At 75.1% G+C, this 21,486-nt stretch carries 15 protein-coding genes; 8 read left to right on the plus strand and 7 right to left on the minus strand.

All coding sequences use genetic code 11. From position 1 onward, the window contains the following. Positions 1-47 precede the first annotated feature (47 nt). The gene (locus tag HHL19_RS26295) at positions 48-4,736 is read left to right on the plus strand and encodes a hypothetical protein (protein ID WP_169092807.1); all 4,689 of its coding nucleotides are present in this window, start codon (positions 48-50) and stop codon (positions 4,734-4,736) included. A 99-nt stretch (positions 4,737-4,835) separates the two neighbouring features. Here HHL19_RS26295 and HHL19_RS26300 read toward each other — a convergent pair whose 3' ends face one another. After that, positions 4,836-5,183, minus strand: coding sequence for a hypothetical protein (locus HHL19_RS26300; protein WP_169092808.1), 348 nt, complete (start codon positions 5,181-5,183; stop codon positions 4,836-4,838). 477 nt (positions 5,184-5,660) lie between these two features. Between HHL19_RS26300 and HHL19_RS26305 the strand changes: the two genes are divergently transcribed. From HHL19_RS26305 to HHL19_RS26320, 4 genes are read left to right on the plus strand one after another with little or no spacing between them, the layout of a single operon-like run. After that, positions 5,661-8,513 (plus strand): nitrate- and nitrite sensing domain-containing protein, encoded by a 2,853-nt coding sequence (locus HHL19_RS26305; RefSeq protein WP_169092809.1) that lies wholly within the window; start codon positions 5,661-5,663, stop codon positions 8,511-8,513. Further along, the gene (locus tag HHL19_RS26310; RefSeq protein WP_169092810.1) at positions 8,510-8,950 is read left to right on the plus strand and encodes a roadblock/LC7 domain-containing protein; all 441 of its coding nucleotides are present in this window, start codon (positions 8,510-8,512) and stop codon (positions 8,948-8,950) included. The genes HHL19_RS26305 and HHL19_RS26310 overlap by 4 nt, the downstream gene beginning before the upstream one ends. Positions 8,951-8,960: 10 nt before the next feature. Beyond that, on the plus strand, positions 8,961-9,398 hold the full coding sequence (locus HHL19_RS26315; protein ID WP_169092811.1) for a DUF742 domain-containing protein: 438 nt from the start codon (positions 8,961-8,963) through the stop codon (positions 9,396-9,398). Beyond that, positions 9,379-9,984 carry an ATP/GTP-binding protein gene (locus HHL19_RS26320; RefSeq protein ID WP_169092812.1) on the plus strand — a complete coding sequence of 202 codons (606 nt, stop codon included), beginning with the start codon at positions 9,379-9,381 and terminating at the stop codon, positions 9,982-9,984. Before HHL19_RS26315 ends, HHL19_RS26320 begins: the two co-directional genes overlap by 20 nt. Positions 9,985-9,995: 11 nt before the next feature. Here HHL19_RS26320 and HHL19_RS26325 read toward each other — a convergent pair whose 3' ends face one another. The 3 genes from HHL19_RS26325 to HHL19_RS26335 all read right to left on the minus strand — a co-directional run bounded on the left by HHL19_RS26325 (position 9,996) and on the right by HHL19_RS26335 (position 12,545). Continuing rightward, entirely contained in the window at positions 9,996-11,183 is a 1,188-nt protein-coding gene (locus tag HHL19_RS26325) for a lipid-transfer protein (protein ID WP_346768601.1), read from the minus strand. Beyond that, positions 11,180-11,644 carry a zinc ribbon domain-containing protein gene (locus HHL19_RS26330; RefSeq protein ID WP_169092813.1) on the minus strand — a complete coding sequence of 155 codons (465 nt, stop codon included), beginning with the start codon at positions 11,642-11,644 and terminating at the stop codon, positions 11,180-11,182. The genes HHL19_RS26325 and HHL19_RS26330 overlap by 4 nt, the downstream gene beginning before the upstream one ends. Positions 11,645-11,726: 82 nt before the next feature. After that, positions 11,727-12,545, minus strand: a complete 819-nt coding sequence (locus tag HHL19_RS26335; protein ID WP_169092814.1) for a M15 family metallopeptidase — start codon at positions 12,543-12,545, stop codon at positions 11,727-11,729. Between the two features lie 60 nt (positions 12,546-12,605). Here HHL19_RS26335 and HHL19_RS26340 point away from each other — a divergent pair, with 60 nt between their 5' ends. Continuing rightward, on the plus strand, positions 12,606-13,115 hold the full coding sequence (locus tag HHL19_RS26340; protein ID WP_169092815.1) for an NUDIX domain-containing protein: 510 nt from the start codon (positions 12,606-12,608) through the stop codon (positions 13,113-13,115). 130 nt (positions 13,116-13,245) lie between these two features. Here the strand turns inward: HHL19_RS26340 and HHL19_RS26345 are convergent, their stop codons facing one another. Beyond that, positions 13,246-15,639, minus strand: a complete 2,394-nt coding sequence (locus HHL19_RS26345; RefSeq protein WP_169092816.1) for a TIM-barrel domain-containing protein — start codon at positions 15,637-15,639, stop codon at positions 13,246-13,248. Between the two features lie 213 nt (positions 15,640-15,852). On the opposite strand from HHL19_RS26345, the gene HHL19_RS26350 reads away from it, so the two are divergent. After that, a complete protein-coding gene (locus tag HHL19_RS26350) occupies positions 15,853-17,832 on the plus strand; it encodes an acetoacetate--CoA ligase (RefSeq protein ID WP_169092817.1) in 1,980 nt (659 codons plus the stop codon). A 47-nt stretch (positions 17,833-17,879) separates the two neighbouring features. Here the strand turns inward: HHL19_RS26350 and HHL19_RS26355 are convergent, their stop codons facing one another. Then, positions 17,880-18,923: a CU044_5270 family protein gene (locus HHL19_RS26355; protein WP_169092818.1), complete on the minus strand. Its 1,044-nt coding sequence runs from the start codon at positions 18,921-18,923 to the stop codon at positions 17,880-17,882. Next, a complete protein-coding gene (locus HHL19_RS26360) occupies positions 18,920-19,585 on the minus strand; it encodes an RNA polymerase sigma factor (protein ID WP_169092819.1) in 666 nt (221 codons plus the stop codon). The genes HHL19_RS26355 and HHL19_RS26360 overlap by 4 nt, the downstream gene beginning before the upstream one ends. A gap of 132 nt (positions 19,586-19,717) precedes the next feature. Between HHL19_RS26360 and HHL19_RS26365 the strand changes: the two genes are divergently transcribed. Continuing rightward, the gene (locus tag HHL19_RS26365; protein ID WP_206325933.1) at positions 19,718-21,478 is read left to right on the plus strand and encodes a serine protease; all 1,761 of its coding nucleotides are present in this window, start codon (positions 19,718-19,720) and stop codon (positions 21,476-21,478) included. Positions 21,479-21,486: the final 8 nt, after the last annotated feature.

The following is a 21,486-nucleotide window of genomic DNA, read 5'->3' on the forward strand; positions in this document are numbered from 1 at the left end:
CCGCACCACCGAACTCCCCGAGCACGAGAGCACGAGAGTCCCTCGCCATGTACGAGCTGTCCCGGGTCCGCCTCTACTCCATCGGCCCCGCCGGCGCCCGCTACGCCGACACCGTCCTGGACCTGCGCGGCGTCGGCGCGCCCGTGCCGAACCCGGCGCCCACCCAGGCGGAGTTCTTCGAGGAGGAGCCCGTCGGCCCGCCGCGCCGCCCCGCCCCCGCGGGCGTGCTCTTCCTGGAGAACGGCGGCGGCAAGTCCGTCCTCCTCAAGCTGATCTTCTCGGTGATGCTCCCGGGCCACCGCAACACCCTCGGCGGCGCCAGCTCCGGCGTGCTCCGCAAGTTCCTGCTCGCCGACGACTGCGGCCACGTCGCCCTGGAGTGGCAGCACACCCTCACCGGCGAACTCGTCGTCGTCGGCAAGGTCAGCGAGTGGCGCGGCCGCCAGGTCTCCAACGACCCGCGGAAGTTCGCCGAGGCCTGGTACTCCTTCCGGCCCGGCCCGGGCCTCAGCCTGGACAACCTGCCGGTCGCCGAGGCGAACGCGGTCCGTCCCGCCGTCGAGGGCGCCTCCGCCGCCACCGGCCGCCGCCGCACCATGAAGGGCTTCCGCGACGCCCTCACCGAGGCCGGCAAGGCCTACCCGCACCTGGACGTGGTGTGGGAGGAGATCCACGACCGCTGGAACGAGCACCTCGGCGAGCTCGGCCTCGACCCCGAACTCTTCCGCTACCAGCGCGAGATGAACGCCGACGAGGGCGAGGCCGCCGGCCTCTTCGCGGTCAAGAAGGACTCCGACTTCACCGACCTCCTGCTCCGCGCCGTCACCGACACCCGGGACACCGACGGCCTCGCCGACCTCGTCGGCGGCTTCGGCAACAAGCTCGGCCGCCGCGCCGAACTCACCGCCGAACGCGACTTCACCGCAGGCTCCGTCGACCTCCTGGGCCGTATCGTCGACGCCGCCGTCACCCGGTCCCACGCGCGCGAGGTGCACGCCGGAGCCGAGCGCCGCACCCGTACCCTCGCCCGCCGCCTCTCCGGCCGCGCCGCCGGGGAGCGGGCGCGCGCCGCCGAGCTGGCCGAGCGGGTCACCGACGCCGGCCACGCCGTCGCCGAGGCCGAGACGGCCCGCGAGCGCAGCGCCCTCATCGCCGCCGAACTCGCCTACCGGCACGCCTCCCTGGCGCTCGCCGCCGCCGAGAAGGGCGCCGCCTCCCAGCGCCGCGAGCTGATCGAGGCCCGCACCCTGCACTCCGCCTGGCAGGCCGCCGAGTCGGTGCTCCGCCACCGCGCCGCCAGCGACCGCTCCGCGCGCGTGGCCGCCGCCATCCGCGAGGCCGAGCGCGACGCCGCCCCGGCCCTCGCCGCCCGCGCCGAGGCCGCCGCCGACCTCGTACGGGCCCTGGCCTCCGCCGCCGAGGAGGGCGAGCGGCACGCCGCCGAGGAGGAGGAGCGGTCCACCGCCCTCCAGGAGGCCGGCGAGGCCGCCCACCGGGACGCCACCGCCGCCGCCACCGAGGCCCAGCGGGCCCGCAGCGAGGCCGGCCACCTGCGCCAGCGGCTCGCCGAGGTCGAGCAGGAGACCGCCGAGGCCGTCCGGGCCGGCTGGCTCGACGACTCCGCGCCCGACGCCGACCCGGCCCGCGCCGCGCTCGCCGCCGCCGACGCCGAGAAGACCGCCGTCGCCGCCTGGGACGCGGCCCGCGAGGCGGCCCGCACCGCGAGCGAGCGGGCCCGCGAGACGGCCGCCGCCGAGTCCCGCGCCGAACTCGCCGCCGCCCGCGCAGCCGACGCCGCCGAGGCCGCCGGCAACGCCTACGACGCCGAGCGCCGCGCCGCCGAGGCCCTGGCCGCCGAGGAGCGCCTCGCCGAACTCCTCGGCCTGCCCGCCTCCGGCACCCCGCTCCCCGGCCAGCGCGCCGCCGTCCCCACCGACGGCACCGCCGAGGCCCTTGAGCCGTCCGAGACGATCGACGGCCGGTCCCCGCTCTCCGTCACCGACTTCGACCGCTACGCCGAGGAGCTGCGCCGGCTGCTCGACGAGGCCGTCTCCTCCGCCGAGCGCCGCCTCTTCGACCTGCGCACCGCCGCCGCCGACGACTCCCGCATCCTCGGCGCCCTCGGCGACGGCGGCCTGCTGCCGCCCGGCCCGGACGTCCTCGCCACCGTCGAGTTCCTCGGCGAGCACGGCATCCCCGCGCTCCCCGGCTGGCGCTACCTCGCCCAGTCCGTCGACCCCGCCGACCACGCGCGCGTGCTCGCCGCCCGCCCCGAGCTCGTCGACGGCGTCGTCATCACCGACCCCGTCTCGTACGGCCGCGCCCGCGAGGCCCTCGGCTCGGCCGCCCTGCTGCCCCGCTCCGCCGTCGCCGTCGGCACCGCCGCCGCCCTCCTCGCCCCCGTACCGGCACAGGACGCGGGCGACGACACGGGCGTCTTCCTGGTGCCGCCGAACCCGGCCATGCACGACGAGCACGCCGCCGACGAGGAGCGGCAGGCGCTCCGCGCGCGTGCCGCCGCCCGCGACGAGGAGATCCGCGCCCTCGCCACCCGGCTCGCCGGCGACCGCGCCCTCGCGGCCCGGATCGGCGCCTGGCGCGCCGACTGCCCGCCCGGCATGCTCGCCGAGCTCGCGGCCGTCGCCGCCACCGCCCGCGAGACCGCCGAGACGGCCGCCCGCGCCCTCGACGAGGCCCGCGCCCTGCGCGCCGAGGCCGAGGAGACCGCCGCCGAGGCCCTGGCCGTCCGCGACGACCGCCAGGAGGCCGCCCAGCGCGCCCGCCGCGCCGCCGACGCCCTCGCCGGACTCGCGTACCGGCTCCGCGAGCGCTCCGCCTGGCAGGCCAAGCTCCGCGAACTCGCCGACGACGCCGCCGAGTCCGAGGCCCGCGCCCAGACCTGCCTGGAACGCGCGCGTGCCGCCGACGAGGACCGCAGGGCCGCCCAGCGCGCCGCCGACGACGCCCACCGCACCGCCCGCGCGCTGCGCGCCGAGCGCGCCGAGATCGCCGGCGCCCCCGAGCAGCTGCCGGAGGAGACCCCGGGCGCCCCCCGCGCCGCGCTCCCCACCCTCCGCGAGGCCTACCGGGCCGCCTCCCAGGTGTACGAGAAGGTCGGCGTCGGCGCCGACCTGCGCGCCGAGCAGGCCCGCGCCGAGAGCGACGAGTCCGCCGCCCTCGCCGAACTGGACCGGCTCACCAACAAGGTCCGCACCCGCGCCGAGCAGCTCCTGGAGTCCACCGACGGCGCCGACGGCCCGTCCCGGCAGGCCGCCGCGGCCCGCGCCGAGTCCCTCGTGCAGATGCTGGAGTCCCGCGCCTCCGAGGCGAGCGAGAAGCTCGGCCGGCTCCGCGGCGAGTCCGAGCGGCTCGCGCCCGAGGACGGCGAGGCCCACACCGAGCTGCCGGAGGAGCTGGTCCCGGCCGACGCCGACCGCGCCCAGACCCTGCTGCGTACCGCGAGCGGTGAACTCGCCGCCCGCAGCGACGCGCTGGACGCGGCCCGCGCCGCCCACGCCGGGCTGCTGCGCGACCACCGGGCCGCCGAGGACGCCGCCGGCGGCTTCGACGAGACCGCCGCCCTCCTGCGGGACCTGCTGCGCGACCACGCGGAGGAGGAGCAGGAGGAGCCGGAGCCGTACGCCGGCTCCCTGGAGGAGGCCAGGAACGCGGCCGGCGAGGCCCGGCGGGCGCTGCGCGCCTGCACCGCTGAACTGTCCGCCGCCGACGCCGCCGTCCGCGAGGCGAGCGACATCCTCGTCCGGCACGCCAACTCCACCCGCTACGAGCAGGTCCGCACCCCGGCCCGCCAGCAGATCCGCGAACTGCCCGCCTCCGCCCTTCCCGAGCACGCCGCCAAGTGGGCCGAGGCGTTCGCGCCCCGACTGCGCGTCCTCACCGACGAACTGGCCCAGCTGGAGCGCAACCGCGAGTCGATCGTGGACCGGCTGCGCGGCCTCGTGGAGACCTCGCTCGCCACCCTCCGCTCCGCCCAGCGGCTCTCCCGGCTCCCCGAGGGCCTCGGCGAGTGGTCGGGCCAGGAGTTCCTGCGGATCCGCTTCGAGGAGCCCGACCAGGCCACCCTCACCGAGCGGCTCGGCGAGGTCGTCGACGAGGCGACCCGGGCCGCCGTGAAGAAGAACTCCGACCTGCGCCGCGACGGCATGTCGCTGCTGCTGCGCGGAGTGCAGGCGGCGCTCGAACCCAAGGGCGTCGCCGTCGAGATCCTCAAGCCGGACGCGGTGCTCCGTGCCGAGCGGGTGCCCGTCGGGCAGATGGGCGACGTCTTCTCCGGCGGCCAGTTGCTCACCGCGGCCATCGCGCTCTACTGCACGATGGCGGCGCTCCGCTCCAACGACCGGGGCCGCGACAAGCACCGGCACGCGGGCACGCTGTTCCTGGACAACCCGATCGGCCGCGCCAACGCCACGTACCTGCTCGAACTCCAGCGTGCCGTGTCGGACGCGCTCGGCGTCCAGCTGCTGTACACCACGGGCCTGTTCGACACGACCGCGCTCGCCGAGTTCCCGCTGGTGATCCGGCTGCGCAACGACGCGGACCTGCGCGCGGGACTGAAGTACATCAGCGTCGAGGAGCACCTGCGGCCGGGCCTGCCGCAGCTGGCCGGCGAGGGCGAGACGATCCACGGGGAGATCACGGCGACCCGGATGTTCCGCCGCCACCAGGACGACCGCCAGAACGACCAGCAGACCGGGGAGCCCCCGGCCGCGCCGTAGACACGACAGACGCGACAGACACGAAAGGCACGACAGGCACGACAGACACGACGAAGGCCCGGCACCCCCCTGGGTGCCGGGCCTCCGCCCCGTCCGCGTTCAGGCCACCCGCTCCTCCACGACCCGCTCCCGCCGCGAAGCGGGATACGCGCTGCTGCTCGGCTCGGAAACCACGCCGTTGCGCTGCCGCCAGACCTGGCGGGTGATCCAGATGTCCAGCACGCTCCAGGTGGCCACGACGGTCGCGACGACCGCAGCCATCGTCATCGGAAAGGCCAGCCAGGAGCTCGTCACGGAGGTCAGGAAGGCGACCACGGCGAGGATGAGGGTCACCGACATGATCATCACCGCCCGCACCGCCGCGTTCCGCACCGGATCCGGCATCCTCCGCAGTCCGCGCTCGTCGTCCACCCACAACTGACGCGCGGTCCGCGTCTCGTCTTCCATCTGTCCTGTCACTCCCCACCGCACGACGCTCTCAGGGGTGGCTGCCCGGTTCCGACCGCTTTACACGGCGCGCACGGCCGGCGACCCCCGGCGCACGGCGGCCCGTCCTCGGACAGGGCGTTCCCCCGTACTTCATGACGCTCCGGACAGGTAAAAGGTTTCCCCGACTCACCCGTGACGCCCCCGACACGCGAGCGGAACGAATGATTCCAGCCATTGCGCCGCAGGCGGAAAAGAGCGCATCGCGAGGTGTCCTGCACCACAGTGCCTCGGTCGAACTCCTGGAATACCCGGACATCTCATGATCAACACTCACTCGACAGGCTGAAAATCGCCCAGACATACCTTCGAGAAGGTCGTGATGCAGTAGTAGGCTCGCGCCGCCGTTTGTTGAAACCGAAGGTTGACGCGCCGTGTTGACGCGGCGACGCCGTTCGAGAGACCTCCGTGGCCGCGGGGGCCGTACTGGGGGAGGCCATGCGCTTTCGCGGGAAGTCCATCCGCCGGAAGATCGTGGCGCTGCTCCTCGTACCGCTCGTCTCCCTCACCGGCCTCTGGGTCTTCGCCACCGTCCTCACCGGACGCGAGGCCGACCAGCTCCTCGACGTCGGCTACGTCGTCGAGAAGGTCGGCTACCCCATCGAGGACACCGCCCGGGTCATCCAGCTCGAACGCCGCCAGTCCCTCGTCTACCTCGCCGACCCGCGCGGCTCCGAGGCGCTCCCGCAGCTCCGCGCCGCCCGCCTCGCCACCGACCGGCAGATCGCCCGCATCCGCGCCAACGCCCAGGACCCCGGCGTCCGCGAGGAGATGCGCCCGGTCGCCACCCAGCGCCTCAACTCCCTGCTCACGGCCTTCGAGGAGATCACCTCGCTGCGCCGCTCGGTCGAGAAGCGCAGCATCGGCCGCCTGCAGGCCCTGGAGTTCTACAACCGCCTGGTCGACCCCTGCTACAGCTTCCTCGTCACCCTCCACGCCCTGGAGAACGTGGAGATGGACAAGCAGGGCCGCGCCCTCGTCGGCGTCACCCGGGCCCGTGAACTCCTCTCCCGCGAGGACGCCCTCGTCCTCTCCGCCCTCGTCGCCGACCGGGTCACCGCCCAGGAGATCCGCGCCGTCTCCGACCTGGTCGCGGGGCGCAAGCAGCACTACGAGGTCAATCTCGAACTCCTCCCCGCCGCCGAGCGGCAGCGCTACGAGCAGTACTGGCGCAGCCCCGAGACCGCGGCCCTGCGCACCGCCGAGGAGGCGTTCATCAAGGCCGGTCCGACGGAACGGCCGAAAAGCGTCACCCCCGCCTACTGGCAGGACGAGGCCAGCCCCGTCCTCGACGAGCTCGCCCGCGCCAACACCGCCGCCGGCGACCGCTACCAGGAGCGCGTCCAGCCCGCCGCGTACAGCGTCCTGCTGAAGGCGGGCGTCGCCGGCGTCCTCGGCTTCCTCGCCCTCCTCGCCTCCGTCGGCATCTCGGTCCGGATCGGCCGCTCCCTCGTGCGCGACCTGCGCCGCCTCCAGAAGGAGTCCCAGGAGGTCTCCGGCGTCCGCCTGCCGAGCGTCATGCGCCGCCTCGCCGCCGGCGAGCACGTCGACGTCGAGACCGAGGTGCCCCACCTGCGGTACGGCGAGGACGAGGTCGGCCAGGTCGGCCAGGCCCTCAACACCCTGCAGCGCGCCGCCGTCGAGGCCGCCGTCAAGCAGGCCGACATGCGCCGCGGCGTCGCCGAGGTCTTCGTCAACCTCGCCCGCCGCAACCAGGTCCTGCTCCACCGCCAGCTCACCCTGCTCGACACCATGGAGCGGCGCACCGAGGACACCGAGGAGCTCGCGGACCTCTTCCGCCTCGACCACCTCACCACCCGCATGCGCCGCCACGCCGAGGGCCTGGTGATCCTCTCCGGCGCCGCCCCCTCCCGCCAGTGGCGCAAGCCCGTGCAGCTCATGGACGTGGTCCGGGCCGCCGTCGCCGAGGTCGAGGACTACGAGCGGGTCGAGGTCCGCCGGCTGCCCCGGCTCGGCGTCGGCGGACCCGCCGTCGCCGACCTCACCCACCTCATCGCCGAACTCCTCGAGAACGCCACCGTGTTCTCGCCCCCGCACACCGCCGTCCAGGTCCTCGGCGAGCGCGTCGCCAACGGCTTCACCCTGGAGATCCACGACCGCGGCCTCGGCATGAGCCCCGAGGTCCTCCTCGACGCCAACCTGCGGCTCGCGGAGACCCCCGAGTTCGAGCTCTCCGACACCGACCGCCTCGGCCTCTTCGTCGTCAGCCGGCTCGCCCAGCGCCAGAACGTCCGCGTCTCGCTCCAGACCTCCCCGTACGGCGGCACCACCGCGGTCGTCTTCATCCCGGCCGCGCTGCTCACCGACGCCCCCGAGACCCAGGGCGCGGGCTTCCGCCTCGACCGCACCTCCCCCGACCCCCGCACCGCGGACGTCGCCCCGCACCAGGCCTCCGGCGGATCCTCTACGACCTCCGGGGCGCCCGCCGGCGTGCTCGGCGACGGACTCCTCCCGCAGCGCCGGCCGGCTCTCGCCCGGGTCCCCGACCTCGCCGACGAGACGGGCCCGGCGGCAGCCGCGGGCGGGCCGCCCGCGCGCCCCCTGGACGGACCCGTCGAGCTGGAACCGCCGCTCGGCCCCGACGACCTGGACGCGCTCCTCGACCGCTCCGCCGACCTCCTGGACAGTGACAGCGAGCGCGGCGGCCTCTTCCGGCCGCAGCGCCGCAGGGGCGGGCTCGTCCAGGCCGCCGAACAGCACCAGCAGGCCCCCGACCAGACCTCAGGCCGCGGCGGGGAGGCCCCGGCGGGCGAGGACGGCGCCCCGGGCGCCCACGGCGCCCTGCCGCTGCCGCGCCGCCGCCCGCCGACGCTCGTCGTCGACCACGGACGCAGGCTCGACGAGCCCGGCCGCGCCCACCCGGCCCCGGGCCGGCGCGGCGCCGAGGACCGCCCGGTGCCGCCGCGCCCGGCCGGGCCCACGCTCGTCCCCGTACGCCCGGAGGGCACCGAGCCGCGCACGGCACCGGCGCCCGCGCCCGCGCCGCGCGCGGAGGCCCCGGAGGCGCTCGACGGGCTCCCGCGCCGGGTCCGGCAGGCCAGCCTCGTACCGCAACTGCGCGAGCCCGACCAGCCGGCCGCAGTGGCGACGGCGGCCGACGACCGGCCCGCCGAGGGCGGCCGGGCCGAGGACGACTTCGAGCGCGACGCCGAGGAGGTGCGGGCCCGCATGGCCGCCATGCAGCGCGGCTGGCAGCGCGGCCGCCGGCACGGCTCGGGCCCGGACGACAGCACAGCACACGGAACGACACCCGAGGGGGACGGTCGATGACCGCACCGAACGCCGCAGCAGACACCAGCAGCATCCAGGGCAACGGCGAGCTCAACTGGCTCCTCGACGAGCTGGTCCAGCGCGTCGCCGCCATCCGCAAGGCCCTGGTGCTCTCCAGCGACGGCCTGCCCACCGGCGCGTCGAAGGACCTGAGCCGCGAGGACGGCGAGCACCTCGCCGCCGTCGCCTCCGGCTTCCACAGCCTCGCCAAGGGCGTCGGCCGCCACTTCGAGGCGGGCAGGGTCCGCCAGACGGTGGTCGAGCTGGAGGACGCCTTCCTCTTCGTCACCGCGGCCGGCGACGGCAGCTGCCTCGCCGTCCTCGCCGACGCGGACTCCGACGTCGGCCAGGTCGCCTACGAGATGACCCTGATGGTCAAGCGGGTCGGCACCCATCTCGGCACGGCCCCCCGGACCGGTCTGACGACGGGAGGGTGAGCCGCCCCGCATGAGCGACGCAGCCGAGCGCAATCAGCCCGACGGGGACGCCCCGGACCGGCGGACCGCCGTCCCCCACCACTGGTACGACGACGAGGCCGGCCCGGTCGTCCGCCCGTACGCGATGACCCGTGGCCGGACCAGCGCCGCGGGCCGGCACCGGCTCGACCTCATCGCCCTGGTGGTGCCCGAGCCGGCCGCCGACGACCCCGGCCGTGACCAGTCGCTCTCCCCGGAACACGTGGAGATCGTCGAACGCTGCTCCGAGCAGCCCCAGTCGATCGCCGAGCTCGCCGCCGGACTCGACCTCCCCGTCGGGGTGGTCCGGGTCCTGGTCGGCGACCTCGTCGACGAGGAACTCGTGCACGTGACCCGCCCCGTTCCGCCGGCCCAGCTGCCGGACGTGAGCATCCTCCGCGAGGTGATCAATGGCCTTCGGGCGCTCTAGCCGCAAGAAGACCCCCGTCGAGCCGGTGACCTTGAAGATCCTGGTCGCGGGCGGCTTCGGGGTCGGCAAGACGACACTGGTCGGCGCGGTCAGCGAGATCCGGCCGCTGCGGACCGAGGAGGTCCTCACCGAGGCCGGCCGCCCCGTGGACGACCTGCACGGCGTCGAGTCCAAGACGACCACCACGGTCGCCATGGACTTCGGCCGGATCACGCTCCGCGAGGACCTCGTCCTGTACCTGTTCGGCACCCCGGGCCAGGACCGCTTCTGGTTCCTCTGGGACGAGCTGGCGCAGGGCGCGCTGGGCGCGGTCGTGCTCGCCGACACCCGCCGCCTGGAGGACAGCTTCGCCGCCATCGACTACTTCGAGCGGCGCGGCATCCCCTTCACGGTGGCCGTCAACTGCTTCGAGGGCGCCCGCCGGTACCCGGCGGAGACCGTGCGGGCCGCGCTCGACCTCGACCCCGAGGTCGAGCTGGTGCTGTGCGACGCCCGCGACCGCGAGTCGGTCAAGGCCGTCCTCGTCGCCGTCGTCGAACACGCCCTCGTCCTCGCGGACCGGGGACAGCAGCCGGTCGCGACCTGAGCCGTACGGCCTCAGCGGACCGCCACCACCGCCGACCCGTGCCCGAACAGGCCCTGGTTGGCGGTGATCCCGGCCCGCGCCCCCGGCACCTGCCGGTCTCCGGCCGTGCCCCGCAGCTGCCAGGTCAGCTCGCAGACCTGGGCGATCGCCTGCGCGGGCACGGCCTCCCCGAAGGAGGCGAGCCCGCCGCTGGTGTTGACCGGCAGCGCGCCGCCGATCCGGGTCACCCCGTCCCGGAGCAGCTTGGCGCCCTCCCCGGGCCCGCACAGGCCCAGGTCCTCGTACCACTCCAGCTCCAGGGCCGTCGACAGGTCGTACACCTCGGCCAGCGACAGCTCCCCGGGCCCGACCCCCGCCTCCTCGTACGCCGCCCGCGCGAGCGAGGCCTTGAAGCCGTGCGGCGAGGGGGCGAGCGCGGTGGTCGAGTCGGTGGCGATGTCGGGCAGGTCGAGGACGGCCTTGGGGTAGGTGGGGGAGACCGTCGACACGGCCCGGATCCGCACCGGATCGGCGTGCCCGTGCCGCCGCGCGAAGTCCAGGCTGGACAGCACCAGCGCCGCCCCGCCGTCGGAGGTGGCGCAGATGTCGAGCAGCCGCAGCGGATCGGCGACCACGGCGGAGGCGGCGACCTCCTCGGCGGTGACCGTCTTCCGGTAGCGGGCCAGCGGGTTGAGCGCCCCGGCCGCCGCGTTCTTCACCTTGACCTGCGCGAAGTCCTCGACGGTGTCCCCGTACAGCGCCATCCGGCGGCGGGCGTAGAGCGCGAAGTACGCCGGATTGGTGGCGCCGAGCACCCGGAACCGCAGCCAGTCCGGATCCCCGGGCCGCTCCCCGCCGGCCGGTGCGAAGAACCCCTTCGGAGTCGAGTCGGCGCCGACGACGAGCACCGCGTCGGCGAGCCCCGCGAGGATCTGCGCCCGGGCCGCGCCGATGGCCTGGGCCCCCGAGGCGCACGCCGCGTACACGCTGGTCACCCGCGCGCCCTGCCACCCGAGGGCCTGCGCGAAGGTCGCCCCGGCCACGTATCCCGGATATCCGCACCGCATGGTGTCGGCCCCGACGATGGATCCGATATCCGACCACTGCACGCCCGCGTCGGCGAGCGCGGCGCGGGCGGCGGCGGTCCCGTACGAGACGAAGCTCCGCCCCCACTTGCCCCAGGGGTGCATCCCGGCCCCGATGACGGCGATGTCGTTCACGCACGCTCCTCCGTCCCCACGGGCCGCCACCGCCAGGTGGTCCAGACGTGCTCGGCGTCCTCGTTCAGCACCCCGGGCACCACCTCGACCTCCATGCCCACCGCGAGGTCCGCGGTCCGCACGCCTGGCACGGCCTGCCCGAGCACCACCATCCCCTCGGCGGCGAGCTCGACCGCGACGAGGACGTACGGCTCCCAGGGCTCCTCCGGGTCGGAGACGTACGGGGCGGGGGGCCGGTAGCGCCCGTCGGTGTACGACCACACCCGCCCGCGCGGCGAGAGCGGCGTCTCGTCGAGCGCGCCCCCGCCCGCGCAGCCCGGATTGCGGCAGGCGTCGTCCTCGCGCGGGAAGTACACCGCCGCGCACGCCGAACACCGCGTGCCGAGCAGCCGGAACTCCCCGTCCGGAACGGTGTCGTCGGTGAACCAGCCGCCCACGACCGGCCTGCGCGTCCGTGCCATCCCCGGCCCTCCCGCCCAGATCTGACGATACGTCAGAAGTCTGCGGCCGAGTCTGGCACGGCGGCGTCGGCGGCGGAAGACGTCAGTGCCCGGCCACCGACCTCCGGGCCACCGGGAAGTCGAAGTACGTCGACGGGAACGGCTCCGGCTTGAACGTGAAGTGCCACCACTCCTCCGGCAGGTTCACGAACCCCTCCGCCTCGAGGAGACCCTTCAACAGCTGCCGATGGGCCCGCTGGACACCCGTGATCCGCGGGTCCTCGGTGTGCGAGAGCGTGTCGAAGCAGTCGTACCCGGTCCCCATGTCCACCGAACTGTCCGGGAACCGCTCCGCGTACGGCCCGAAGCACGGCGTCAGGGGCTCACCCGGCACGTACGCGCGCGTGCGAGCCGCCGGCAGCCGCACCACGGTCAGGTCCACGGTCGACCCCCGGCTGTGGCCGGACCTCTCCGCGATGTACCCGTCCGCGAAGAGCCGGTCCTTCGCCACCGCCGGATAGAACTCCGCCTTCATCCGCTCGTCCGCCAGGTCCTCCGCCCAGCGCACGAAGTGGTCCACCGCCCGCTGCGGCCGGTAGCAGTCGTACACCTTGAGCGTGTACCCCCGCGCCAGCAGCCGCGTCTGCGCCCGGTGCAGCGCCTCCGCCGCCGGCCGCGTCAGCACGCACACCGGCTGCCGGTACCCGTCGACCGGCTCGCCCACGAAGTTGTGCGCCGTCGTGTACCGCATCTCCTGAAGGATCGTCCGGTCCACCGAGTCCAGCGCCACGAACTCCCGCGGCGCCTTCGGCTCGGGCGCGCCGACCGCGGGGGAACCGGCGGCCGGGGAGCCGACGCCCCCCACGCAGACGAGCAGCACCGCCGCACCCAGGGAACGCATCACCACACCAAGTCGAGTCATGCGCACCGGGTCTACCAGTTCCGTCCCCACCGGGAAACCCCCTCGCGTACGGTCGACGCCGTGACCACCCCCGTACCCCACTCCCACTGCTCGGCCTGCGGAGCCCCGTACCCCGCCACCACCACCTGGCCCCGCACCTGCCCCTCCTGCGGCACCACCGCCTACCGCAACCCCCTCCCGGTGGCCGTGGCCCTCCTCCCGGTCACGGCCCCGGCGGGCACCGGCCTCCTCGCCATCACCCGCGCCATCCACCCCGGCCACGGCGGCACCGCCCTCCCCGGCGGCTTCATCGACCACGGCGAGGACTGGCGCACCGCCGTGACCCGCGAACTCCGCGAAGAGACCGGCATCGTGGCCCCCGCCGAGGACGTCCGCCTCGCCGACGTCCTCTCCTCCGCCGACCACCTCCTCGTCTTCGGCCTCCTCCCACCCGTCGAGGCGGCCGCCCTCCCCGCCTTCACCCCGACCCCGGAGACCTCCGCCCGGCTCGTCCTGCCGGAACCCCGCGAACTGGTCTTCCCCCTCCACACGGAGGCCGCCGGGAAGTGGTTCGCGGGCGCGTACGGCTGAGGTGGATCCCGGATCCGACATCCCGGATCCGACATCCCGGATCCGACATCCCGGATCCAACATCCAAAATCCGTGATCCGTGATCCGTGATCCGGGATCCGTGATCCAAGATCCGATATCCCGGATCCGGTCAGGAGCCAGCCGTGTGGGCGTCGGTGGCCACGTCGGTACGGGTTACACCCCCCCGCACCCGCACCGGCAGCCCCGCCTCCACGTTCCCCTCCTCCGTCACCCGCTCCACCACGACCCGCCCGTCCACGAGCCGCGACTGGTACCGCTCGATCTCCGCCGGCTCCCAGCCGTCGCCGTTGTCACGGACGACGAGCCCGCCGCCCGTGCGGCCGGGCGCGGGCGCCCACACCTCCAGCGTCAGCTCGCCGTCCTCGCCCCGCACCGGAAGGACCGCCCCCGCGCGCGCGAGGACCGGCACGCGCGCGAGGGGCGCGTCGAGCAGCACCTGCCCGGGGCCCTCGTACGCCTCGCCGGTCGCCGTGTCGTACCAGCGGCCGCGCGGCAGCCGCACCGCCCGCCGGTCCTGGCCCCGGTGCAGGACAGGGGCGACCAGCAGCCCGTCGCCCAGCAGGAAGGCGTCCTCGCACTCCCGCAGCAGCCGGTCCTCCGGCGTCCCCCACCACACCGGCCGCACATAAGGCGCGCCCGTCATCCGCGCGAGCCGGGACAGGGTCACGAAGTACGGCTGGAGCCGCTCGCGTTCGGCCAGCGCCACGCGCGCGTGCTCCAGCACCTCCGCGCCGAACTCCCACGGCTCCCGCCGCCCCGCGTCCAGCGCCGCGTGCGTCCGGAACAGCGGCAGCCACGCCCCCAGCTGGTACCAGCGCAGGAACAGCTCCGGCGACGGGCTCCCGTCGAAGCCGCCGACGTCGGGACCCGAGTACGGCACCCCGCACAGCCCGAGCCCGAGGACCAGCGCGAGCGAGGCCCGCAGCCCCGGCCAGCCGGTCGCCACGTCGCCGGACCAGGTGCCCCCGTACCGCTGCATCCCCGCCCACCCCGCGCGCGTGAACAGGAACGGCCGCTCCCCGGGCCGCAGCCGCCGCAGCCCCTCGTAGCCGGCCCGGGCCATCAGCAGCCCGTACACGTTGTGCCCCTCCCGGTGGTCCCCGCCCCGCCCGTCCAGGTGGTGCCGGGCCGACCGGGGGAGCGTCGGATCACCGAAGGCCGCGAACGACACCGGCTCGTTCATGTCGTGCCACACCCCGGAGAAGCCCTGCCGCAGCCGCTCCTCGTACAGCCCGCCCCACCACTCCCGCACCGCGGGATCCGTGAAGTCGGGGAAGGCGCACTCCCCGGGCCACACCACCCCCCGAACCTCCTCGCCCCGCGCGTCCCGCACGAACGCCCCGGCCGCCCGCCCCGCCTCGTACAGCGCGTTCCCCGGCTCCGCGGCGACCGCGGGATCCACGATCGACACCAGCCGCACCCCCTGCCCCCGCAGCTCCTCCGCGAGCCCCGGAAGGTCCGGGAACCGCTCCCGGTCCACCGTGAACACCCGGTGCCCGTCGTAGTGGTCGATGTCCAGATGGACCGCCGACAGCGGCAGCCCCCGCTCCCGGTACCCCGCCACCACCCGCCGCACCTCCGCCGCGCTCCCGAACCCCCAGCGCGCGTGCTGCGGCCCCAGCGCCCACGCCGGAGGCAGCGCCGGCGCGCCCGTCAGCGCCGCCCAGTTGTGCAGCACGCGCGCGGGGGTCCCGACGACCACCCAGCACCGCAGCGGACCGCCCTCCATCCGCACCTCGCTCGTGCCCGGCCGGTCGTGCCCCGACCCCGCCCCCTCCTCGCCCTCCGCGAGGGTCACCCGCCCGTCCCACGTGTTGTCGTGGAACGCCAGATGCGTCCCCGCGTCCGCGACCACGAACTGCACCGGCATCGTGATGTACAGCGGATCGTCCCCCGGCTCGAACCGCCCCTTCGGGTCCGTGTTCCACAGCCGGTACGCCCCGTCCCGCAGCCGCGGCCCCGCCGACCGCCCGCCCAGCCCGAAGAACCGCGCGTCCGCCGGCACCTCCGCCCGCTGCGCCCACCGCGCGGCACCCCCGCCCACCGGCTCCCACCACCGCGGCGGCAGGTCCCGCCGCAGCATCACCCCGCCCGGCGTGCGGATCTCCACCGCCCCGTGCCGCGAGACCGCCACCGTCACCCGCTCCGACACCACCCGCCAGCCGCCGTCCGTGTCCGGCTCCAGGACCGCCCGCGCATCCGGCTCGGGCGCCGCCCCCGCCAGCGCGTACGAGGGCTCCGGCGCCGCCCCGTCCCACCCCCAGAACACCGTGCCGCCCGCCGACACGCACACCCGCAGCGACGACCGGGCGAACCGCACCGTCCCCCCGCCCGGCAGCGGCTCCGCGCCCTCCGCGAGCCCCGGCACCCGGGCCCGCTCCGCCCCTCGCGGCGCCAGCCCCGCCGCGTCCGCCCGCCGCTGCCGCCACGCCGCCCGTACCGTCCTGAGCCCCCGCACCGAACCGAACACCCTCACCGAACGCACCAGTCCACGACCGTCCATGAGGGCCACCCTGCCACCCACCAGCGGCGATACGAGCCTCGTTCAGCTGCCGTTCACCCGTGGTGGGAGCACATGTTCAACTCACCGACCATGTGCGGGCGGCCCTGGTGCGAACGCCGCTCCCATGGCATCGTCCTGTCAGCCGCGTCACGCGCACACCCCCGCACGTGCGCGCGACACACGCCGACCCGCGTACAGCCAGGGAGCCACCCGATGACAACTGCGCCGACCGAGCCGACCGAGCCGCTCTGGCAGCCGGACGAGGAGCGCATCGCCCACGCCGCCGTCACCCGTTTCCAGGCGTGGGCCGCCGAACACCACGGCGCCCCCGCCGACGGCGGCTACGCGGCCCTGCACCGCTGGTCCGTCGACGAGCTGGAGACCTTCTGGGCGGCCGTCGCCGCATGGTTCGACGTCCGCTTCTCCACCCCGTACGCGCGCGTGCTCGGCGACCGCTCCATGCCCGGCGCCGACTGGTTCCCCGGAGCCACGCTCAACTACGCCGAGCACGCCCTGCGCGCCGCCGCCGACCGCCCCCACGACACGGCCCTCCTCCACGTGGACGAGACCCACGAGCCGACCCCGATCACCTGGGCCGAACTCCGCCGCCAGGTCGGCTCGCTCGCCGCCGAGCTGCGCGCCCTCGGCGTCCGCCCCGGCGACCGCGTCAGCGGCTACCTGCCGAACGTCCCCCAGGCCGTCGTCGCCCTCCTCGCCACCGCCGCCGTCGGCGGCGTCTGGACCTCCTGCGCCCCCGACTTCGGCGCCCGTTCCGTCCTCGACCGCTTCCAGCAGGTCGAGCCGGTCGTCCTCTTCACCGTCGACGGCTACCGCTACGGCGGCAAGCAGCACGACCGCCGCGACACCGTCGCCGAGCTCCGCGCCGAGCTCCCCACGCTCCGCGCCGTCGTCCACATCCCGCTCCTCGGCACGCCGGCCCCCGAGGGCGCCCTCGACTGGGCCGACCTCGTCGCCGCCGACACGGAGCCCGTCTTCGAGCAGGTCCCGTTCGCCCACCCCCTGTGGGTCCTGTACTCCTCCGGCACCACCGGCCTGCCGAAGGCGATCGTCCAGTCCCAGGGCGGCATCCTGATCGAGCACCTCAAGCAGCTCGGCCTCCACTGCGACCTGGGCCCCGAGGACGTCTTCTTCTGGTACACGTCCACGGGCTGGATGATGTGGAACTTCCTCGTCTCCGGCCTCCTCACCGGCACCACCGTCGTCCTGTACGACGGCAGCCCCGGCTACCCGGACACCGGCGCCCAGTGGCGCGTCGCCGAACGCACCGGCGCCACCCTGTACGGCACCTCCGCCGCCTATGTGATGGCCTGCGCCAAGGCCGACGTGCACCCCGGCCGCGATTTCGACCTCTCCGCCGTGAAGTGCGTCGCCACCACGGGCTCCCCGCTGCCGCCCGACGGCTTCCGCTGGTTGCACGACGAGGTCCGCGAGGACCTGTGGATCGCCAGCGTCAGCGGCGGCACGGACGTCTGCTCCTGCTTCGCAGGAGCCGTCCCCACGCTCCCCGTGCACATCGGCGAGCTCCAGGCCGCGGGCCTCGGCACCGACCTCCAGGCCTGGGACCCGTCCGGCAAGCCCGTCATCGGGGAGGTCGGCGAACTCGTCGTCACCAACCCCATGCCGTCCATGCCGATCCACTTCTGGAACGACCCCGACGGCAGCCGCTACCACGACAGCTACTTCGAGATGTTCCCCGGCGTGTGGCGCCACGGCGACTGGATCACGATCACCGACCACGGCTCGGTCGTCATCCACGGCCGCTCCGACTCCACCCTCAACCGCCAGGGCGTCCGCATGGGCAGCGCCGACATCTACGAGGCGGTCGAGCGCCTCCCCGAGATCCGCGAATCCCTCGTCATCGGCCTGGAGGAACCGGACGGTGGATACTGGATGCCACTCTTCGTCCACCTCGCCGAAGGCGCCACCCTCGACGACGGCCTGATCGCCCGCATCAAGCAGACGATCCGCACCGAACTCTCGCCGCGCCACGTCCCCGACGAGATCATCGAGGTCCCGGGCGTCCCGCACACCCTCACCGGCAAGCGCATCGAGGTCCCCGTCAAGCGCCTCCTCCAGGGCACCCCCCTGGAGAAGGCCGTCAATGCGGGCTCCGTCGACAACCTCGACCTCCTGCGCTTCTACGCGTCCCTCGCGGCCACCCGCCGCGCCTGACACGCCGGAGGGGCGCCCCGCACGGGGCGCCCCTCCGGTCCCCGACATCAGCCCGGCAGCTGCCCGACCCGCGCCACCGCCGCCTTCTTCAGGACGGCCGTCTCGCTCAGCACCGTCCCGGCCGCACCGGCCGGCGAGGCCGCGACGAGCACGGTCTGCTCCCCGAGAAAGGCCGAGGTCGACCGGTCGAAGACCCACTGGGTCCGCTCCGCCCCGGAGGTACGGGCCACGGCCACGCCCTCCCGGCCGGCCGCGTCCCGCGCCGACGGCACCACCACGACACCGGGGATCCGCCCGGCCGCCTCGAACAGCGCGGCCGTCACCGCCGGCGGCGCCCAGGTCTCGGCGAGCAGCGTCCCGATCGCGGCGAACGCCCGCTGGTCCGCGTCCCCGCCACCGGTACGGGTCTGCTCCCGCACCAGCCGGAGCAGCGCCTCCGGATCGGTCGGCAGCCCCGCCACGAACGCGTGCGTCGGATCGGTCACCGACGCCTCGCCCGGCTCCAGGTACGTCCGCCGGGGCTCGGCACCGGGCCGGTCCAGCTCGTACACGGGCAGCCGGGGCGACAGCTCGGAGTCCGCGGCCCCCTCCTCCCGCAGCAGCCCGGCCCGGCTCCCGTCCGCCGACAGCCACACCTGCCGCCGGTGTACGGGTTCCACCACGGCCGCCCCGCCGTCGGCCGGAAGCCCGGCCCTGGACACCAGGCTCTCCACGTAGACGAACTCCTCCGGCCGCGCGTCCGGCGCGGGCGCCGATGCGGCGGCGAGCGCGGCCCGCGACAGCACTTCGGACGCGCCGCCGTCCGCCCGCACCGCGGGACGAGGCGCGGGCGGCTCCGGGGGAGCGGCGACCAGCACCGCACCCGCCGCGACGCCGCACAGCACCGCCGGCACGGCGAACCGCACGGCCCTCCGCGTCCACCACCCCGCCGGCCGCGAGGACCGCACCGAGGCCAGCAGCTCCCGCCGCACCTCCCGCTGCCGCTCCGGCGCGAACTCCGGCACGGCGGGCGGAGGCAGCAGCTCGCTCAGCTCACCGAGCAACGGATCCCGGGCGGAACGGGACAGGGAACGGGGATCGATGTCGTTCATACCGGCTTCTCCGGGGAGTTTCGGGAGACGAGGACGGCACGGCCGTCTCTCACGGAAAGGAAGGACTCACTGGCACCGACACCGACACCGACACCGACACCGGCGCCGGACCCGGCACGGCGCCGACCGGCGCGCAGTTCGGCCTCGGCGAGCGCCCGCAGCCGCTCCCGGGCCCGCGACAGCCGGGAGCGCACCGTGCCGACGGGAATGCCCAACGCCTCGCCCGCCGTCGCGTAGTCGAGTCCCGCCCACACGACGAGCCCGAACACCTCCCGCTCACGGCGCCGGAGTTTGCCGAGAGCCACCCGCGCGGCCCGCAGCCGCTCCTCGTCGGCGAGCCGGGAGTCCACGGCGTCGCTGAAGTCCGGCAACACCCCCCGGTCCGGCATCCGCGCCAGCGCCGCGTCCCGGCGCCGCGCCTCCCGCGCGGCCCCGCGCAGCACATTCGTCGCGATCCCCAGCAGCCACGGCCGCAGACTCCCGCCCTCGGCATGGACCTTCCCCCGGCACCGCCATGCCTCCAGCAAGGTCGCGGACACGACGTCCTCGGCCGCGGCCCGGTCCCCGCACATCCGGTACGCGTACTGGAACAGCACCCGTGCGTGCTCGTCGTACGCCTCACCGAGCGCCGCGGGATCCCCGGCCCGGAAACGTTCTCTCATCTCTGGTTCCACACTGAGTACTGCTCACCGGTTCACCCGGGTTCCCGTGACCCGCACCACACTCCCCGCCCCCTGCAGCCCCATGTGGCCCAGGTCACGGGAACTCCCGCCCCGTGGCGCCCAGTTCCCTGCATGAACAAGACACCGACGCAGCGCCTCATGCCCCAGAACCCTGGATCCAACATCCAGAACATCGGATCCAGCACGCAGAACATCGGATCCAGCACACAGAACTTTGGATCCGATACCCAGGACATTGGATCCAGTGTTCGGGATCTTGGATCCAAGATCCCGAACACACCCTCCGGCATCCGCCCCGGGAAGGGATCCAGGATCCGCCCCGCCCTTCCCGCCCTCGCTCTCGCCGCCGCCCTCACCGCCACCGCCTTCACGGCCCCGCCCGCCGCCCCGCACTCCCTCGCCCAGAGCGAGACGTTCACCCTGACCCTCCGCCATCTCGACCGTGAGGGCGCCCCGACCGACGCCTACTCGACCCGCGTCGTCGGCATCTCCGGCGCGGCCGAGGCGGTCAAGGAGAGCCCCCACGACGCCTCCGGCACCGTCACGCTCCGGCTTCCCAAGGGCCGTTACCTCCTCGACTCGGAGTTGTCCTCCCCGACCAAGGGGTCGGGCACCGACTGGCTCGTCCAGCCCCGCCTCGATCTCGACCACGACACGACCGTCACGCTCGATGCCCGCACCACGTCGCCGGTCGACGTGCGCCCGCCCGAGCCGGGCGCCCGTCCCGAGCACGCGATGTCGTTCGTCGAGGTCCGCCACGACGGGCGGACCCGCTACGCGAACCTGATGTCCTCGGCGGTCGGTCTGCGCGTGGCCCACCTCGGTCCGGCCGCGGAACCAGGCTCCGTGACGGCCTCGTTCGACGCCTACTGGGCCGGCGAGCGGGCCGACTACGGCCTGGGCTACCGCTTCACGTCCGGCCGCGCCCTGGCCGGCTTCGTCCGCAGGCCCGCCGCCGGCGATCTGGCCACGCTCAAGGTCCGCGCGGCCGACCGGGACGGCACCGGCGGCGTCGGCTCCGCGGCGATCCAGCCGTCCGAGGGCACCACCCTCGGCCTCGGCGCCGAACTCGTCCGCCCCGGCACCGCGACCTTCCACGTCACCCCCGAGCGCGGCGCCTGGGACCTGTCGTACACCACGCCCGGCACGCCCGAGGCGCCGCCCAACCTGTACGAGGCGCCGGACCTGCCGGTCCGCGCCGGCGCGACCACCACCCACACCTTCGACAACGCCGTCCTCGGCCCCGCCCTCGATCCGACTCCGGGCGCGACGCCCGCCGGCGTCCGCGACGGCGACCGGCTCGCCCTGGACGTGCCGCTGCTCGCCGACGGCGAGGGGCACACCCCCTCCGACCCGGCAGTCCGTTCGGCCACCACGACCCTCCACCGCGACGGCGTCCTCGTCGGCACCCACCGCGGCGACCCGGGCCGCGCCTCCTTCACCCTCGGTACCCCCGCACAGGCCCGCTACCGGCTCACCGCCACCGCCCTCCACGGCACCGGCACGCGCGCGGGGCGCACGACCGCCGTCTGGAGCTTCGACTCCGCGGCGACCACCACCCCGACCGCCCTCCCGCTGAGCGTCGTCCGCTTCACCCCGCCGCTCGACCTCGGCGGCACCGCCCCCGCAGGCACCGAACTCCGCGTCCCGGTGACCGTCCAGGGCCCGGCCGCCGGCGCGGGCACGCGCGCGCTGCGGGTCCGGACCTCCGTCGACGGCGGTGGCACCTGGACCGACGCGCCCGTCGTGAACGGCGCCGTCGTGGTCCGCAACCCCGCCGCCGGGGGCACGGTCTCGTTCCGCGCCACGCTCACCGACGTCCGGGGCAACACCCTGGACCAGATCCTCGGCAACGCCTACCGCACCCGCTGACCACCCGC

The organism is Streptomyces sp. R302 (assembly GCF_012927245.1).
GTDB lineage: Bacteria > Actinomycetota > Actinomycetes > Streptomycetales > Streptomycetaceae > Streptomyces.

Excerpts from the sequence above, each read along its gene's own strand:
- HHL19_RS26295 (WP_169092807.1), top strand. The coding sequence starts at position 48 with ATGTACGAGCTGTCCCGGGTCCGCCTCTACTCCATCGGCCCCGCCGGC.
- HHL19_RS26300 (WP_169092808.1), bottom strand. The coding sequence starts at position 5,183 with ATGGAAGACGAGACGCGGACCGCGCGTCAGTTGTGGGTGGACGACGAG.
- HHL19_RS26305 (WP_169092809.1), top strand. The coding sequence starts at position 5,661 with ATGCGCTTTCGCGGGAAGTCCATCCGCCGGAAGATCGTGGCGCTGCTC.
- HHL19_RS26310 (WP_169092810.1), top strand. The coding sequence starts at position 8,510 with ATGACCGCACCGAACGCCGCAGCAGACACCAGCAGCATCCAGGGCAAC.
- HHL19_RS26315 (WP_169092811.1), top strand. The coding sequence starts at position 8,961 with ATGAGCGACGCAGCCGAGCGCAATCAGCCCGACGGGGACGCCCCGGAC.
- HHL19_RS26320 (WP_169092812.1), top strand. The coding sequence starts at position 9,379 with ATGGCCTTCGGGCGCTCTAGCCGCAAGAAGACCCCCGTCGAGCCGGTG.
- HHL19_RS26330 (WP_169092813.1), bottom strand. The coding sequence starts at position 11,644 with ATGGCACGGACGCGCAGGCCGGTCGTGGGCGGCTGGTTCACCGACGAC.
- HHL19_RS26335 (WP_169092814.1), bottom strand. The coding sequence starts at position 12,545 with ATGACTCGACTTGGTGTGGTGATGCGTTCCCTGGGTGCGGCGGTGCTG.
- HHL19_RS26345 (WP_169092816.1), bottom strand. The coding sequence starts at position 15,639 with ATGGACGGTCGTGGACTGGTGCGTTCGGTGAGGGTGTTCGGTTCGGTG.
- HHL19_RS26350 (WP_169092817.1), top strand. The coding sequence starts at position 15,853 with ATGACAACTGCGCCGACCGAGCCGACCGAGCCGCTCTGGCAGCCGGAC.
- HHL19_RS26355 (WP_169092818.1), bottom strand. The coding sequence starts at position 18,923 with ATGAACGACATCGATCCCCGTTCCCTGTCCCGTTCCGCCCGGGATCCG.
- HHL19_RS26360 (WP_169092819.1), bottom strand. The coding sequence starts at position 19,585 with ATGAGAGAACGTTTCCGGGCCGGGGATCCCGCGGCGCTCGGTGAGGCG.
- HHL19_RS26365 (WP_206325933.1), top strand. The coding sequence starts at position 19,718 with ATGAACAAGACACCGACGCAGCGCCTCATGCCCCAGAACCCTGGATCC.